The organism is Shewanella oncorhynchi, assembly GCF_012584455.1.
Taxonomy (GTDB): domain Bacteria; phylum Pseudomonadota; class Gammaproteobacteria; order Enterobacterales; family Shewanellaceae; genus Shewanella; species Shewanella oncorhynchi.
This window is the reverse complement of record NZ_JABAEB010000007.1, coordinates 188,108-205,432: the sequence shown is the minus strand read 5'-3', so window position 1 is coordinate 205,432 and position 17,325 is coordinate 188,108. Positions and strand designations below refer to the sequence as shown.

Here is a 17,325-nt window from a genome sequence, read left to right as displayed (position 1 = left end):
TTCATGTTTTAAGTAGCTTAGTTTAAAAGTAATAGAGTCTAAAAGTGACTTAACTTAATTAGTACTCACACGAGTACTCACTTAGAAAGAAAGGTAGTTTTATATGAAAAGACAACAAGGTTTTACCTTAATTGAATTAGTCGTAGTGATCATTATCTTAGGTATTCTTGCTGTCACAGCGGCACCTAAGTTTATTAACCTGCAAGGTGATGCGCGTGTTTCTGCTTTGAATGGCCTAAAAGCCTCAATCCAAGGTGCAAATAGCTTGGTTTATTCTAAAGCGGCCTTGGCTGGAGAAGAGAAAAAAGCTGCAACAGCAACTCCTCCTCCTTCTGTTGATATTGGCACAGGTACTAACGCAGTTACGCAATTTGGCTATCTTCAAGCAACAGAAATTGAGTTGGAGAATGCTATAGAAGTGAGCTTTGATGAAGGAACCAGTGCTACAGATCCAACAGTTGCTACTGACACCGGTGCAGATTGGATTATATTTGAAGGTCAGGGTGTTGTGACCATGTGGCAAAAAGGTGCTCCAGCAGAATGTCGTTTTACTTATACACAAGCAACAAGTGCGACAGTTGCTCCTGTTTACTCTGCAATTCCTGATGCTTCTGATTGTTAATATGCATTTATGAAAAGGCCTGCCTAGCAGGCCTTTTTTTTAGATAAAATACGGTTCTTACATGATTTTAAATAAATGAGCCAGCCAAGAGTTTTCCGACATTTATTTGCGTTAATCATATCGTTGGCAGAAACTGAACCTAGCACTTGAAATCAGCAATTAACGCGAGCGATGCTTAAATTCTCTATGTCAAAACAAGCTGGATTTACCTTAGTAGAATTAGTAACGACCATCATCTTGATTTCAATTCTTGCTGTGGTGGTACTGCCTCGCCTGTTTACCCAGTCTTCCTACAGTGCCTATAGTTTACGTAACGAGTTCATTAGCGAGCTGCGTCAAGTACAGCAAAAAGCGCTCAATAATACCGACAGGTGTTTTCGTGTAACCGTCTCTGGCACTGGCTATCAAGTGAGTCAATTCTCTACCCGAAATGGGGCGGTTTGTTCTGGTACTGCATTATCGCCAAACCCGCTTTATACCCAAGCTTTTCAAGGTGGTGCTCAATTAGTACTAGTAAGCCCTAACAGCAGCGACTTTAGCCTTGATTTCGATATCGATGGTAGCACTTCGTTGGCTTGTAATGGGCCATGCATTAATGTGATTGCTAATGACACTGTGATGATTAACGTCTCCTCTGAGGGCTATATTTATGCGAATTAATCCTCGGTTGCTATTGGGCAAAGCATCAGTAAAAGCATCCAAAAAAGCCAAACCACAGCAGGGTTTTACCCTTATCGAATTAGTGATTGGCATGCTGGTGATTGGCATTGCAATAGTGATGCTAACCAGCATGTTATTCCCCCAAGCTGATCGTGCGGCCAGTACCTTACATAGAGTACGCAGTGCTGAGCTTGCACATTCGGTGATGAATGAAATCTGGGGTAAACGTTACGATCAAAACACCAATGCCAATGGTGGCGCGCCAGCCTGTGGTAGTCCGCTCGGTAGTAATTGTTCAACGTTATTAGGCCCTGAGTTCGGTGAGAGTCGTAACAACTTTAACGATGTGGATGATTACAACGGCTTAAATGAAACCGCGACTATGCTCAATTCGACCCAAACCTATGCAAATGCTTATCATAACTATCGCTTAAGCGTCACAGTTGCCAATGGCGCAGTGTCCAATACTAAGCTAGTGACGATTAATGTGACGACGCCAGACAATGAAGTGATTACTTACAATATGGTGAGGAGTAATTACTGATGGCCTCACCTTTATCTACGGTTAATAAAAAATCCAAACTAGGTTTTACCTTGGTCGAGATGGTCACTGTTATCTTGATTCTGGGGATTCTCGTGGTTGGGGTGAGTAGTTTTATTATTTTTGGTACGCGGATTTTTGTTGAGTCGAGTTCAGTTGATCAAGTGCTAAGTCAGAGCCGTTTTGCTGTTGAGCGAATGACCCGTGAGTTGCGAAGTGCCTTGCCTAATAGCCTGCGAGTTAATACCGATTCGCTAACCTATCAATGTGTTGAGTTTGTGCCTATCGAAGCCAGCACGACTTATCTAACCATACCAATTGTGCCTGCTGCTGCCGCGAGCGCTGGGATAGTTATTCTAGATAATACGGTGAGTGCGATTCGCGTGAATCAATTCGCTTGGATCTATCCCTTGATTGATGCCGATGTGTATAGCAGCGCGAGACAAAAGCGGGCACAGGTTAAAACGATTGCGACTTCGCCTTCCCCTTTGGAGCATCAAGTTACGCTGACTTTCACTGCGCCAACACGTTTTGCAGAAGCATCACCACGGCAAAGGATCTATTTTGGTTCGAGTCCAGTGAGCTATTGCTTTGAAAAGGGGCCAAGCGGCAATGAATTACAATTATTGCGTTATGCTGGTTATAACTTTAATGCCGTTCAGCCAAATCCTGCCGCTATGCCTGCCACTATGGGCACGGGTGTGCTAATGGCGCAAAGTGTGGCAAATGTTTTAAATAATGGTGCTGATTTACCGCTGATTTTAACGCCATCTAGCCTAGTGAATAATGCTATGGTGCATTTACAACCGCGGTTTAATGTAAATGGTGAGACGTTCCAATATCGACATCAAGTGCAGGTGATCAATGTCCCTTAATTCACATTGTCGCTCGGTAGGGCGTAACTCAGCATCCAGATCATCACTATCAAGATCGTCCTCTCACGCTCTGCCTGCGCGTCAACACGGCAGTGCATTGATTATTGGCGTATTTGTGATCACTGTGATGTTTCTACTGGCGTCAGCCCTGATCAATATAGTGGAAGACGGGGATACTGGATTAACCCAAGAAGTGTGGGGTACGCGAGCCTTCGCCGCTGCGAACAGTGGCGCCGATGCCGCATTGGCAACATTATTCCCATTAAATGGTTTAGTTGGCATTTGCCCAGCAACGAGCACTTGGAATCCACCTAATGTAACTGGTTTCCATGCCTGCACTGTGACCTTGACATGCAAAGCCTATACGGTAGGTACCACCACCCAATATCGAATCAACAGTAAAGCAGTATGTGAAAGCGGCGAGACCCGTGTTAGCCGACAAGTTGAGGTAGAAGCTCGTGAGAATTAATCTTTTTTATCGTGCCATATTGGCAGCACTTATCTTGAGTTTTCCCTCGTCAGTGATGGCATTCGACCCTATTGACCAGACTGTTATTTTTGCCAAGGTTGCTCAAGGACACCATGGTGATAATTCTAATGTATGCCATCAAATATCATCGGCACAGCTGATGATAAACGGTAATGGCATCATTAATGGTACTGGTGGTGCTAGATTAGATTATTGTTCGAGTAACGATGGCAGCGGGCTTGCTGATAACAGTTGTGATAACGGGTCTGGCGGAGTGCGAAAATGTACTATTGATGGCAGTGATATTCGAGGTTTAAAATTAACTGGGAGTAATGCTTTTTTATCGAGTAGTGGTGCTGGTGGCGGTTATGGTTCTTGTAATACTGGCGAGCAATTAACGCTTGGTGGTAATGGGCAAAGTCAGTTTAGTAATGTTTCGCTTTATTCTGCTTGTACTCTGACTCTATCGGCAACTCAAAATGAGTATCGATTTAACACTATCGCTATTGGGGGCGGCGCGTCACTCGTTTTACCTGAAGGGGACTATTGGGTAGATAGTTTTACTTTGAATCAAGATGCTAAGGTGATTTTGCAAGGCAATGTCCGCATTTTTATAAAGCAACAGTTTGAATTAAATGGCAGTAAATTCAATGAAAATAATGCTGCTTCTGCTCTTATTATTGGTTATAGCAATATTCAGCTAAATAGTGATGCTGTACTCAATGGGCGAGTTTATAGCGATGCAACATTAAGTCTAAATAATAACTCGATTATCAATGGCCGAGTCACCAGCCGTTATTTGGTTATGAGTAGTGGTCGTATTAATGATTATGTACCGGTATTACAGTGTTTTAATGACACTTTCTCCCAAAGTGCATTAAGCAGTGATTGGGTCGTTTCCCGTAGCAGTGGCACTTTTACTCCATCTATTCGAAGCGGTCGATTACGCTTAACCGAAGCTAAATCTGACCAATCTACGGCATCTACCTATCAAAGACTCTTTCCTGGAAAAGCTAACTTAGTGGAGATCCAGTTTGATCACTATGCCTATGGTGGCAATGGTGCCGACGGCATTGCGGTAGTGTTATCGGATGCTTCTATAACGCCGCAGCCTGGCGCATTTGGCGGTCCATTGGGTTACGGTTATAAACCTGGTATTAATGGGTTCGCGGGTGGTTGGCTTGGGTTTGGTATTGATGAGTTCGGTAACTTCTCCGGTGAAGGCGGTAGTTCTAATGTCGGCCAGCGACGCCAGTCCGTTGCGGTTCGCGGTTCGGGTGTCGGCACGTCAGGGTATAATTATTTACGCGGCGCTTGTAGTAATGGCACTACTAATACGAACGGTAGTTGCTTATCGCCTGCGGTAGACGGCAATAATGTGTCGCCTGCGCACAGATATAAAATCACAATTGATTCGCAAGCCGCGAATCAATCTATTGTGAAAATTGAGCGTAATACAGGTTCGGGTTTTGTGACTTTAGTTCCCGCATTTAACGCCGCAGCACAAAATGGTCAGGCGGCCATTCCAAGTGATTTTTTATTGTCTTTAACGGGCTCAACGGGGGGCTCAAATAACAACCACGAAATCGATAACGTGCAAATTTGTGCGTTAAAATCGAATCCTATTGGTGCTCAGATCGATCATTTTGAGTTTGATCATACGGGTCAAGGTCTGACCTGTAATGCTGAGACGGTAACGATTAGAGCCTGTGCAAATACGAGTTGTAGTCAACTCTTTACTGCACCACTTAGCGCAACCTTATTACCTGATTCTGCGGCAGATGGCGTATGGGTTGGCGGTAATCAAGTGAGTTTTAGCGGTGGCACAGCGCAACTGCAACTGAGGCGAAATACTCCCGGTGTAGTGACTTTAGGGGTGAAGGGCTCTAATCCCACCACCAAACCCTTAAGCAAAACCCTTTGCCGTATTGGTAATGGTGGCTTGAGTGAAAACAATTGTTCACTCACCTTTGCCGACAGTGGTTTTGTATTCGATGTACCCGATAAGCGTGCGAATCGCCCCGAGCAAGTGTTAGTCAAAGCGGTGAAAAAATCCGATGTGACGAAGCAGTGTGTCCCAAGCTTCCAAAGCCAGACCAAAACGCTGAATTTCTGGAGCAGTTACCAAACGCCAAGCGCGCCTATCTCGCCTAAAGCCGTCACCATCAACAATACGGCAATTGGCACCTCGAGTGCCTCGCCTACGGCGGTGAACCTGCTGTTTGATACCAACGGACAAGCAAGCATTTCAGTCAATTACCCTGATGCAGGTAAATTACAATTAGATGCAAAATATACAGGGACAGGTGATGAACAGGGCTTAGTCATGGCAGGTTCAGACCAATTTGTCAGCGTACCAGCAGGATTGTGTGTTAAACCTGTGGACGCCAGTGCCAGTTGCCCAAGTGCGAATATGAGCTGCAATGCTTATCGTAAAGCCGGACAAAGTTTCGGCATGACGGTGCAAGTGATGGCATGGGAAAAAGATGGCGATCCGGACTTTTGTTCGGGCAACTTGCCCACGCCTAACTTTAGTGATGCGCAGATGAAGCTTGCCAGTAAAGTCGTTGCGCCAAGCATTGCCAACGGCGGACTTGATGGGGCGTTAGGCGTGGCATCCTACAGCCACTCGGCGCAGGCCAATAATCTCAATACCATCAGTAATCAGACTATCAGCGAAGTTGGAGTATTCCAAATTACAGCGCAGGCGAGCCCAAATTATTTAGGGACGGCAAGCAGCTTAAATATTCCAATTGGATATTCAGCTAATATTGGCCGTTTTGTGCCCGATAGATTTTTAGTCAGTAACGTATCGGTCATACCTGCCTGTGGTGGCTTTAGCTATATGGATCAGCTGTTCCCTATGTCGATGGAGCTCAGTGCTTTAAATATCGCGGGGGATATAACGAAAAACTATTTCCCGCCATTTTCCCTCGCCACTGCCAAATTAGTGGGAGAAAACAACAATAATGGTGTCGATTTACAGAGTCGCTTAAGTGCCTTACCTATAAAGGCTGATAGTTGGAATCAAGGTGTGGCGACGGTCGATGCTTCTTACCAAGCTAACTTTAGTCGGGTGACCCCTAATGTGGCGACGAATCTGTATCAGGATGGCCCCTTTGAGCTGCTCGATATCGGTGTGCAATTGATGGATAACGATCCTCGGCCGAATGAGATTTACAGCTATGTGGCCTCACCAGACATGGATGCGGCATCTACAGGCACTTGCACTAACTGTAATGCTAAGAAAATCAGCACTCAAACCCTTCGTCATGGTCGTGTAGTGATGGATAACACCTATGGTCCTGAGACAGAAATACTGCGTATGCCGACTCGAGCCGAATATTGGAATGGCAGCAGCTGGGCCTTAAATACTGCCGATAACTGCACAACGGCAGTGTATGCTTTGGGTTCGCAGGTTGATAATTCCGCTCTTGGTTACAATTTTGATCCCGACTTAGTGGCGGGACAAAGTGTTGTGCGTTCTGGCGGGACTGCAACATTCCAAGCTGGCCAATTTGAGTTGCTCTGGCAAGCCGTTACAACAAGTGGGTTGCCATACCGCGGCCAAGTGACGGCGCCCTTGGATGTGCCGACATGGCTAGAATGGTACTGGAATTGGAATGGCGTATCGCCAACAGCGGTCACTGAACCGCGGGCAAGTGCGTATTTTGGTCGTTATCGAGGGCATGACAAAATAATCTATTGGCGTGAGGTAAACTAATCTGAGTTATTTCTCTCATTAAATTGAACTCAGGCTTTCCCTTGAAATGGGCTGCTATTTCACTTATTGGAAGTCGACGAAAACGCTTGTAACAGATTCTAAATGCAATGCCTTAGTTTAATATTTGTTGCTGAATTGTGTGTTCACTCGTTTTTTGTTGCTGATATTTTCGTCAATAAACAGTATTTTCCGCTTAAATACTGTTTTTTACGTGGCGATTTGAAAAAAAATCACTTCATTAGCGATTGTTAACCTCCTCGGTCTTGTGGAATCAGGGTGGCATTGATAAAGTTAGCTGATTTTTCTTTTCTTCTGACTCCACAGAATACAGGCTAGTTACATGTTTAAGAAGCTACGCGGCATTTTTTCTAATGATCTATCGATCGATTTGGGTACAGCTAACACATTAATTTATGTTCGTGGCGAAGGCATAGTCCTCAATGAGCCTTCTGTTGTTGCTATACGTGGTGAGCGTAGTGGCTCCGGTCAGAAATCTGTTGCCGCGGTCGGCACAGAAGCTAAACAAATGCTAGGCAGAACGCCTGGCAATATCCAAGCTATCCGCCCAATGAAGGACGGTGTTATTGCAGATTTTTATGTGACGGAGAAAATGTTGCAGCACTTTATTAAACAAGTGCACAACAATAGCTTTTTTCGTCCAAGTCCACGCGTGCTTGTGTGTGTGCCCGTTGGTGCCACTCAAGTAGAACGCCGTGCTATTCGTGAATCAGCCATGGGCGCTGGTGCTCGCGAAGTGTATTTAATTGAAGAACCAATGGCAGCTGCGATTGGTGCGGGTTTACCCGTATCTGAAGCGACCGGCTCTATGGTGGTGGATATCGGTGGTGGTACCACTGAAGTCGCGATTATTTCACTTAATGGTGTAGTGTATTCGTCTTCGGTACGTATCGGCGGTGATAAGTTTGATGATGCGATCATCAACTATGTCCGCCGTAATTACGGGAGCTTGATTGGTGAAGCCACGGCTGAGCGTATCAAGCACACTATCGGCACTGCTTATCCTGGCGATGAAGTGCTAGAGATCGAAGTCCGCGGCCGTAATTTGGCAGAAGGTGTACCTCGTAGCTTTACACTGAACAGCAATGAAATTTTAGAAGCCTTACAAGAGCCATTATCTGGCATCGTAAGTGCTGTGATGGTGGCGTTAGAACAATCTCCACCAGAATTAGCTTCAGATATTTCTGAGCGCGGTATGGTGTTAACTGGCGGCGGCGCTTTATTGCGTGATTTAGACCGTTTATTAATGCAAGAAACCGGAATTCCTGTAATGGTGGCGGACGATCCATTGACCTGCGTAGCACGTGGCGGTGGTAAAGCCCTCGAAATGATTGATATGCACGGCGGCGATCTGTTCTCCGAAGAAACCTAATTTAACTTCGGTATGGGGCGGTTAATCACCGCCTTAGCTTTCCTATGAAGCCAATTTTTGTTCGTGGTATTTCAAACCAATTCCGTCTGACACTGGCAATTATTTTGTCGGTGGCTTTGCTCGTGGCTAATCATCGCCTCGATCCTGTACGGCAATCGTTATCCTCTTTTTTTAGTCCATTGCAGTATTTAGCGAGCGTGCCTGGTGTTGCGCTTGACTGGTCGTCTGAAAGTTTTGCCACCCGCAATATGTTAGCGTTGCAGAATAAAGAGCTGCTCAGGCAGCAACTGCTGATGAGTGAACGCTTACAGCGTTTCGAACACTTACGCCAAGAAAATGAACGTTTACGCGCACTGTTGGGCTCACCAGCCTACCTTGATTCGCGCAAAATGGTGGCTGAAGTATTGGAGGTTGCTAGCGATCCTTTCCATCACTATGCGGTGTTAAACCATGGTTCACGCAGTGGTGTATTTGTTGGGCAGCCTGTGGTCGATGCTCAAGGGGTTGTTGGCCAAGTGGTACAAGTCAGTGAAATAACCAGTAGGGTGTTATTGCTCTCCGATGTATCACACGGATTACCTGTGCGTATCACCCGTAATGATGTGCGCCTTGTTGCCAATGGTACGGGTGAGCTAGATGAAATAGAACTGCGCCATGTGGCCAAGAGTACTGACATTCGTGTCGGCGATTTGCTGGTCACATCAGGTTTAGGGAATCGTTTCCCGGAAGGTTATCCGGTCGCGCGGGTTATGGAAGTGTTGACTGAAGATGGACAAAGTTACGCTCGAGTCACCGCCCAGCCTTTAGCGGCGTTAGATCGTATTCGTTATTTATTGTTGATTTGGCCATCCCCCGATTCTGGTGTGACCTTACCGAGTCAGCCTACCGTGCCTGCTGCGGATCATTCATCGAGCGATAATGTATCAAAAGCAGATAGCGCTGTTCCTGCTGGCGGAAGTGTCACGTCAGCAGAGGCTTCTAAACCTGTGACCGCGCCTGCGACCAAACCGTCAACGGAAGCCACTCCTCCTGTGGCTGAGGTGCATTAATGAGTTTTCAGGCCGCCAATGGGCGCTTTATTGTTTGGGTGACATTATTTATCGGCGTGATCAGCCAGATCATGCCTTTGCCAAGTGCTGTTGATGCTTGGCGTCCAGACTGGCTATTAATGATTGTTCTCTATTGGTCTATCGCATTACCCCACAGATACAACATCTTAACCGCATGGGTTTTAGGCCTAGTATTAGATATTTTATTGGGAGCCACCTTAGGTGTGCGCTCTTTAGCTATGTCTTTGGTTATTTATATCGCTATCTTGCATTGCCAGCGTTTGCGAAACTTCCCTCAATGGCAGCAGTCGTTAGTGATCATGCTACTGATTTGTATTTATCACTTAGTGATTTACTGGGTGGAATTTGTGATGCAAGAGGCTGTTTTCAAAACGGATCTATTTTTACCTGCGATTTCAGGATTAGTGATCTGGCCTTGGATATTTTGGATTTTACGTCGGGTTCGACGTCATTATAAGGTTCGTTAACTGTGGATTTAGTTTTAGCTTCAACTTCGCCACGTCGCAAAGAATTATTGGCACAGATTGGATTCGGTCGTCCTGAGTTTAGTTTCACGCAAGTGGCACCGGATATTGATGAAACTGTGCAACAGGGCGAAGCGCCAAGGGATTATGTACGACGTTTAGCCGCTGAAAAAGCCCAAGCTGGACTGGCATTATGCGCAGATATGTCACAGCCTGCTGTATTAGGTTCTGATACTATCGTGGTGCTTGAAAATCAAATATTAGGCAAACCGCAGGATGTGGCCGATGCTAAGCAAACGCTCAGTGAACTGTCTGGCAGAACGCATACTGTGATGACGGCTGTAGCACTGACCTACAAAGCAGGCGAGTCTGACTCAATCTTAAAAACCTCAGTGCGCTTAGTTGAAACACAAGTGCGTTTTTGCGCTTTATCGACAGCTGACATTGAGGCTTATGTGGCTTCAAAAGAGCCCATGGATAAGGCGGGCAGTTATGGCATTCAAGGACTTGGCGGTTGCTTTGTGGCTGCAATTGAAGGCAGTTATTCTGGCGTTGTAGGTTTACCTCTGGTTGAAACGCGTGAGTTGTTAGCCGAAATTGGTTTTATTTAACTGCTGCTGGTTGCTTATATTGCGATTTTGGCTTGAGGTTAGAATGAACCTTATTGGCGTTTAGGGCTCTGAATCGAGTACTCCAATGACGTTGACCTTGTTCCTTTATTCGGTTTTCATGCTTAGAGAGTTTGTAACTTCGATTAATTAATCTAGTTTCCCGAATGGGGTGAGTCGTGAATACCAGTCGCTTAAATCCAAATAAAATACAGCGCAAGATGGGTTCAGAATTACTGATCAACGTAACTCCATCTGAGGCGCGCGTTGCTTTAGTTGAGCATGGTGTGCTGCAAGAAGTCCATATTGAACGCCGGATGAAACGGGGTTTAGTGGGGAATATTTACAAAGGTAAAATCAGCCGTGTGTTACCAGGTATGCAAGCCGCCTTTGTCGATATTGGCTTAGATAAAGCGGCTTTTTTACATGCGTCCGACATAGTACCGCACACTGAGTGTGTCGCCGATGTTGAGAAAGGTCATTTCGTTGTTCGTGATATCGCCGAGTTAGTCCGTCAAGGGCAAGACATTATGGTGCAAGTGGTTAAAGATCCGCTGGGCACTAAGGGCGCACGCCTAACGACCGATATCACGCTGCCTTCCCGTTATTTAGTCTTTATGCCAGGTTCTAGCCATGTTGGTGTTTCCCAGCGTATTGAACTAGAAGAAGAACGCAGTCGCCTCAAACAAATTACTTTGCCCTATGTTGATGATGACGGTGGTTTTATTATCCGCACCGCCGCTGAAGGCGTAGGGGAAGATGAGTTATCCCAAGATGCGGCATTTTTACGCCGAGTTTGGTCAAAGGTGAGTGAGCGACGTAAACGCAGTGGTGTGTCGCTCCTGTATCAAGATTTAGCCTTACCTGTGCGCATTGTGCGTGATTTTGTCGGTACTGAGCTGGACCGTATTCAAGTGGATTCTCGCCGCACTTTTGCCGAGTTGCAGTCTTTTGCGCAGGAGTTTATGCCAGAGATTGCCGATAAGATTGAGCACTATTCAGGGCCTGCGCCTATTTTTGATCTCTATGATGTGGAGAACGAAATTCAACGTGCACTCGGCCGTAAAGTCGAGCTCAAGTCTGGTGGCTATTTGATCATAGATCAAACCGAAGCCATGACGACTGTGGATATCAATACCGGTGCCTTTGTGGGGCACAGGAATCTTGAAGAAACCATTTTTAATACCAACCTCGAAGCGACCCAAGCGATAGCGAGGCAGTTACGTCTGCGTAATCTCGGCGGTATCATTATTATCGATTTTATCGACATGATGACGGCGGATCATAAGGCTCGTGTTCTTAGCAGCTTAACCAGCGCTTTATCTAAGGATAGGGTGAAAACCAATGTGAGTGGTTTTTCGGGGTTAGGTCTAGTCGAAATGACCCGTAAGCGTACCCGCGAAAGTTTAGAGCATGTCGTCTGCGGCGAATGTCCGGCCTGCCATGGCACGGGGAGCATGAAGACAGTCGAGACGGTTTCCTATGAGGTCTTTCGCGAAATAATCCGTTTAAACCGTGCCTACGATGCTGATGAGTTCCTGTTGTATTGTTCGCCTGCCGTGTATCAAAGTCTGCATACCGATGATAATCATCTTATTGCTGAACTTGAGGTTTACATAGGTAAGCGCATCCGTTTGCAAAATGAGCCTATGTACTCACAGCACAAATACGATGTGGTGATGATGTAGTGGCTACACTTTTTACTGCAAAAAAATTTAGCCGTTTTTGTTGGCAATTTCTGGCGCTTATTTTGGTCTTGTTTGCGCTTGCCGTCAGTTTGATCCGTGGCTTATTACCGCAGGTTGATGAAGTTCGCCAGCAACTGGTTAATTACGTAAAAAGCGAATATAAAGTCGATGTGCAAGTGGGGGAGTTATCCGCCCATTGGCAGGCATTTGGCCCTGCAATTAACATCGATGACTTAGTGATCCCGCCACAGGAACAACTGCCTGTGACCTTGATGATCAAGAACGTACAAGTGAAGTTAGATTTTTGGCAATCGCTGCTCACGCTCACCCCGCGAATCGAAGATGTCAATTTTGAGGGTGTCCATGTCGCTTTAGACATGGATAAGCTTACCGAGAACGATCCCGCTACAATTAATAAAGCCCCGCAACTCGATTGGCTTTATGCCCTGTTACTCAAACAACTCGATAGATTCTCCTTAACCAATGCCACAGTGCAATTGCTGAGCATGCACCAAGAGTTTCGCCCGATCCATATCCGTCATTTGAACTGGCGCAATCAGGGGGAACGTCACCGCGGTGCGGGAGAGTTGTATCTTGATAGTCATGCCTCTGAGCATGAATCTCTCGGATTACAGTTAGATATCAAGGGCGATGGTGCAAATCCCGACAGTTTGACTGGGCAGATTTATTTGGCGGCTAACTCTTTAGACTTAGGTGAATGGGCTTCACGTCAACCTAATCCCTATGATTCCACTCAAAAGTTACCCTTAGAAGGGGTTGTCAATCTTAAGGCTTGGCTTACGTTTGCCGACCGCAGCATCAGTTCTGCTATGGTTCATTTTGAGCCAAGCTGGCTGCAATGGACATTAAAGCAAGAGCCGCAGAGATTTGAAATTCAAGCGGGCGACATTGTTTGGCAGCCAAAGGCGACGGGTTGGGAAGTGCAAAGTTCAGGACTGGATTTTGTCACCAATGGTGAGCATTGGCCGGCATTAACGCTGGCCGCGAAGCGTCAAAACGATGAATTATTTGCCTATGTGAATCAAGTTAATACTCAGAGTCTATTGCCGCTGCTGCCGCTATTTCCTGGAGTCGATAGAGCCGTATTACGTCAATGGCATGCGTTAGCTCCTGAGGCTAATATTGGACCAATCCGCCTGTATCAAAAAGCCGACCAGCCTTTGCTCGCCAGTACCGAAGTGAAGCAGTTGCATTGGCAGAAGGTCGAGGGTATTCCCAATACTCATCCTGTAGATGTGAACCTTCGCTGGCAAGATAAGACGCTGTATTTCTCTCTACCTGAACAAGTGTACACCCTCGATTTTGGTGATGAATTTTCGGCGCCATTAGTGTTCAATGGGGCGCCAATTGATGGTCAGTTCAATACTGAACATCTGAGTTTAAATGTGCCTCAGTTGCAGCTTGAAAACGAAGATATCGGTGTTGATGCGGCATTGAATTTGGACTTTAGCGGTGCTGCGCACATGGCGCTGGCGGCCAATGTTCGTATCAACAATGTGGCTAATGCCGACAAGTATTTCCCCAATAAGGCGATGGGTGAATCACTGGCAGAGTATTTGGATACTGGGCTTAAAGCGGGTCAGACCCAAGATGCGCAAGTTGTTTGGCGTGGTCCGTTAAGTGGGTTTCCCTTCGATGATAATAGCGGCGTGTTTCAGGCAGCATTTACCTTAACAGATGCTAAATTTCAGTTTCAACCCGACTGGCCTGCGGTCACAGATCTGTCCCTTAACGCTTTGTTTGAAAATACCCGTATGGATCTTTGGTTAAACCAAGGCAAGCTGATGAATGTGGATGCCACAGGTGCCCATGTATTTATTCCCGCTATTGGTGAACAGACGCTGCTAAGGATTGAAGCCGAACTTGCTACTCAAGGCAGTGCGGCGACTAAGGTGTTACAAGCCTCACCTTTGGCGACCTCAGTAGGCAAAACCTTAGATGTCGTGCAAGTGCAAGGTGCTGTCACTGGCACTTTAGACATCAGCATTCCACTGTATGAAGGTGAAGCTGAAGATATTCGTGGTCAAATCCGTTTTGATAACACACCGGTATATATTGCTCAGCCAGGGCTTCAACTTCATGGCGTGACTGGTGTAGTCGACTTTGCGAATGAAGTTGTGACAGGAAAAGGCATCAAAGCGCGCTTGTTCGAACAACCGCTCAGTTTAACTTTCGACACTCAGCCTAAAGGTAAAGATTTTGGCCTTAATCTTTCGCTGAAAAGTCGTTGGGATCTCAGCCGTCTCCCCGATGAATTGCACAATCCCTTGAGTGATTTTTATCAGGGAAAAATCAGTTGGGGCGGTGCTATGACTATGCTATTTACTGAGCAAGGTTATCAAATCCAAGCCAAAGTGACTTCGGATATGCTGGGGACGCAACTGTTGCTCCCAGGATACTTTGCTAAACCCGAAAATGAACCACGACCTTTAGTCGCCGAGTTTGTTGGCGATCAAGATAATGCGACGCTCGATGTCAAACTTGCCAGTCATGCCGAGTTTATCGGTGGTTTCGATGCCGATAAAGGTGCAAATTTTAGTTATTTTGACTTGTTATTGGGGCGTTTATTCGATGAGGATGAAGCCAGAAATACGGAACAAGGTCATATTCAAATCGATCTCGGTAAGGCCAAATTAGCCGAATGGTTACCTGTGATTAATGCCTTTGTTGGTCAAGAGAAAATACCGAAAACGGGCATTTTAGTTGATGATATTCCCCATAAAAGTTTATTTCCCGCGGTGGCGAGTATCGATTCTCATATCGGTCGGCTCGATCTTTTAGGGCAACAACTGACGGAGCTTAGGCTTAATGCTAAGCCTAACGAGACGGGATGGCGTTTTAATACCGTTGCCAACGAATTTGACGGTTGGGTCGATTTCTATCCAAATTGGAAAACTCAAGGTCTCAAAGTTGTGGCGAATAAATTCTATTTTTCACCTGAGGTAAAGCCGAACACGGATGCCGATTTTGCTAGTGATCAAGTGCTCACTAACTTGCCGCCAGTTGCAGTGAATGTGGAAGATTTTCGTTTCTTCGATAAATCCTTTGGAAAGCTCGTTTTGCAGGCGAGCCCACAAGCGGCAGGATATAAGATTCAAACATTGTCTTTGACTACGCCCAATGTCAATTTGCAGGGCAGTGGCATTTGGCAGCAACAGGCTGGACAGAATAAAACTGATCTCAGTGTTGAGTTAAATGCCACTCAGTTTAGTTATCTATCTGCTCAATTGGGTATAGAGCCTGGCGTTAATGAAGCCCCCTTGAAGGTTAATGCGGACTTATCTTGGCAAGGTGCTCCCTATGCCTTCTCCCTCGAAACCTTAAATGGCAAGGTGAAATTCAACTTAGGCAAAGGCCACTTATCTCAGGTGAGTGACAAGGGCGCGCGGATTTTCTCCCTGTTCAGTTTAGATTCTTTGGTGCGTAAACTGTCGCTGGATTTCACCGATGTCTTCGGTCAGGGCATGTATTTCAATTCTTTCAATGGCAATTTGCAGATTGATAATGGCGTGGTGAAAACCACTGACACTGAAATGGATGCCATCGCGGGTAATATGAAGGTGCGTGGCTATACGGATCTCACCACTGAAAGTTTGAATTACGATATCCGCTTTGTGCCACAATTGGCCTCAAGTGTGCCGACTGTCGTATTGCTAAGTACCAGCGCTTGGACACTGGGTCTGGGGGCCTTTGCCCTGACAAAAGTGCTTGAGCCTGTGATTGAAGTGATTTCAGAAATTCGTTTTCGGGTGACTGGGACTATGGCAGAGCCTGTGGTCGAAGAGTTAGAGCGTAAGAGTAAAGAGATTGAAATTCCAGAATCTATTTTACCTGTGGTTGGAGTTGAGCGCCCAGCGGTGTCGACCGAAGCCGCGAGTCATAACGCCGATATCACTCAGCCGGTAGAGACTAAATCGACCGAGGCTCAATTAACAGAAGCTAAGCCAACTGAAACTAAATTAACTGAAGCTCAGTCAACTGAAGTCAAACCAAGCAACACTAAATCTGAGCCACAGTTTCAAGCAACACAACCAGAAGCGCTCGAGCCACAAGACGTTAAGCCTGAAGAGGCCAGATCTGAAGAATCAAAGTCAGAAGAGCTAAAGCCAGCAACAGATCAAATTAAAGCGCTCGATTTAAAGCGGGAGCAACCTCAAGCGACGCCTTCGCCTGAAGCGCCAAACACGCCTGCCACACCAGAGAATCAGCCAGCAGTAGAACCGATTAAGCAAATTCAGGGAGAGCAGAATGCACATCAGCCTGTTGCAATGTCAGAGCAGTCGCGACGTCAGCGCCAATCTGCAGTTTATCGAATCGCAGCTTAACGAACTCAAACGGGATGCCGATGCGCCCCACTTAGTCGTGTTACCCGAATGTAGTTTATTGTTTGGTGGCCACGAAAGTCAGCAACTTGCCTATGCGGGTGATGTTCATCAGAGCCCGCTCAAATCGGCGTTAAGTGCACTGGCCGCCAAGTATCGGGTGTTTATGGTCGCAGGGACTATTCCGGCGTTGGCTGAGGATGGTCGTGTCTATAGCCGCAGTTATTTGTTTGATGATAAAGGTGATACTTTAGGGCATTACGATAAACTGCACCTTTTTGATGTGGATGTTGCCGATGGTACAAAACAATATCGCGAGAGCGAAACCTTCTGCCCCGGTGATCACATTAGTGTTATCGATACACCTTTTGGCAAAATTGGCTTAACCATCTGTTATGATTTACGCTTTCCTGACTTGTTTAGGGCGATGCGCCTTGCGGGTGCCGAGATTATTACTGTCCCTTCTGCCTTCACCAAGGTGACGGGGGAAGCCCATTGGCAGGTATTGTTACAGGCAAGAGCGATTGAAACCCAATGCGTTATTCTCGCTGCAGCTCAGTGGGGACAGCATAACGAAGGCAGCCGTGAAACTTGGGGGCAGAGCATGATAGTCGGTCCTTGGGGGAATATTTTGGCTGAACTCAAAACCGGTACAGGTTGGGTACAGGCTGAGGTCGACTTAACCGAACTGCACAGTATTCGCAGTAAAATGCCCGTCATGCAGCATAATCGTTTCCTTGAACCAAGCTTGAAATAATGCGCCAATAGCCAGCAGACGAGTTGAAATGCTGAATTTGCGTTTGAGTCGATATGCAGCATTAACACATAGAATTAGTACACCGAATTTACACTCAGAATATCAAGATCCCTT

At 46.2% G+C, this 17,325-nt stretch carries 13 protein-coding genes; all 13 read left to right on the top strand.

Going from position 1 to position 17,325, the window contains the following annotated elements; all coding sequences use genetic code 11:
• Positions 1-103: 103 nt before the first annotated feature.
• Entirely contained in the window at positions 104-622 is a 519-nt protein-coding gene (locus HGO26_RS13225) for a type II secretion system protein (RefSeq protein ID WP_105251279.1), read from the top strand.
• A gap of 171 nt (positions 623-793) precedes the next feature.
• Positions 794-1,282 (top strand): type II secretion system protein, encoded by a 489-nt coding sequence (locus HGO26_RS13220; protein ID WP_168825685.1) that lies wholly within the window; start codon positions 794-796, stop codon positions 1,280-1,282.
• On the top strand, positions 1,272-1,826 hold the full coding sequence (locus HGO26_RS13215) for a type II secretion system protein (RefSeq protein WP_168825683.1): 555 nt from the start codon (positions 1,272-1,274) through the stop codon (positions 1,824-1,826). Before HGO26_RS13220 ends, HGO26_RS13215 begins: the two co-directional genes overlap by 11 nt.
• Positions 1,826-2,698 (top strand): PilW family protein, encoded by an 873-nt coding sequence (locus tag HGO26_RS13210; RefSeq protein ID WP_168825681.1) that lies wholly within the window; start codon positions 1,826-1,828, stop codon positions 2,696-2,698. Before HGO26_RS13215 ends, HGO26_RS13210 begins: the two co-directional genes overlap by 1 nt.
• On the top strand, positions 2,688-3,167 hold the full coding sequence (locus HGO26_RS13205) for an MSHA biogenesis protein MshP (RefSeq protein ID WP_168825679.1): 480 nt from the start codon (positions 2,688-2,690) through the stop codon (positions 3,165-3,167). The genes HGO26_RS13210 and HGO26_RS13205 overlap by 11 nt, the downstream gene beginning before the upstream one ends.
• Complete coding sequence (locus HGO26_RS13200; protein WP_168825677.1) at positions 3,157-6,891, top strand: DUF6701 domain-containing protein; 3,735 nt, start codon at positions 3,157-3,159, stop codon at positions 6,889-6,891. The genes HGO26_RS13205 and HGO26_RS13200 overlap by 11 nt, the downstream gene beginning before the upstream one ends.
• 340 nt (positions 6,892-7,231) lie before the next feature.
• A complete protein-coding gene (locus HGO26_RS13195) occupies positions 7,232-8,281 on the top strand; it encodes a rod shape-determining protein (protein WP_105251284.1) in 1,050 nt (349 codons plus the stop codon).
• Positions 8,282-8,325: 44 nt separating this feature from the next.
• Positions 8,326-9,330: a rod shape-determining protein MreC gene (gene mreC / locus HGO26_RS13190; protein ID WP_168825675.1), complete on the top strand. Its 1,005-nt coding sequence runs from the start codon at positions 8,326-8,328 to the stop codon at positions 9,328-9,330.
• A complete protein-coding gene (gene mreD / locus HGO26_RS13185; RefSeq protein WP_105251286.1) occupies positions 9,330-9,818 on the top strand; it encodes a rod shape-determining protein MreD in 489 nt (162 codons plus the stop codon). Before mreC ends, mreD begins: the two co-directional genes overlap by 1 nt.
• A gap of 2 nt (positions 9,819-9,820) precedes the next feature.
• A complete protein-coding gene (locus tag HGO26_RS13180) occupies positions 9,821-10,426 on the top strand; it encodes a Maf family nucleotide pyrophosphatase (RefSeq protein WP_168825672.1) in 606 nt (201 codons plus the stop codon).
• A gap of 218 nt (positions 10,427-10,644) precedes the next feature.
• On the top strand, positions 10,645-12,111 hold the full coding sequence (rng, locus tag HGO26_RS13175) for a ribonuclease G (RefSeq protein ID WP_168825804.1): 1,467 nt from the start codon (positions 10,645-10,647) through the stop codon (positions 12,109-12,111).
• Positions 12,111-16,457 carry a YhdP family protein gene (locus tag HGO26_RS13170; RefSeq protein WP_168825670.1) on the top strand — a complete coding sequence of 1,449 codons (4,347 nt, stop codon included), beginning with the start codon at positions 12,111-12,113 and terminating at the stop codon, positions 16,455-16,457. Before rng ends, HGO26_RS13170 begins: the two co-directional genes overlap by 1 nt.
• Complete coding sequence (locus tag HGO26_RS13165; protein ID WP_168825669.1) at positions 16,381-17,211, top strand: carbon-nitrogen hydrolase family protein; 831 nt, start codon at positions 16,381-16,383, stop codon at positions 17,209-17,211. Before HGO26_RS13170 ends, HGO26_RS13165 begins: the two co-directional genes overlap by 77 nt.
• Positions 17,212-17,325: the final 114 nt, after the last annotated feature.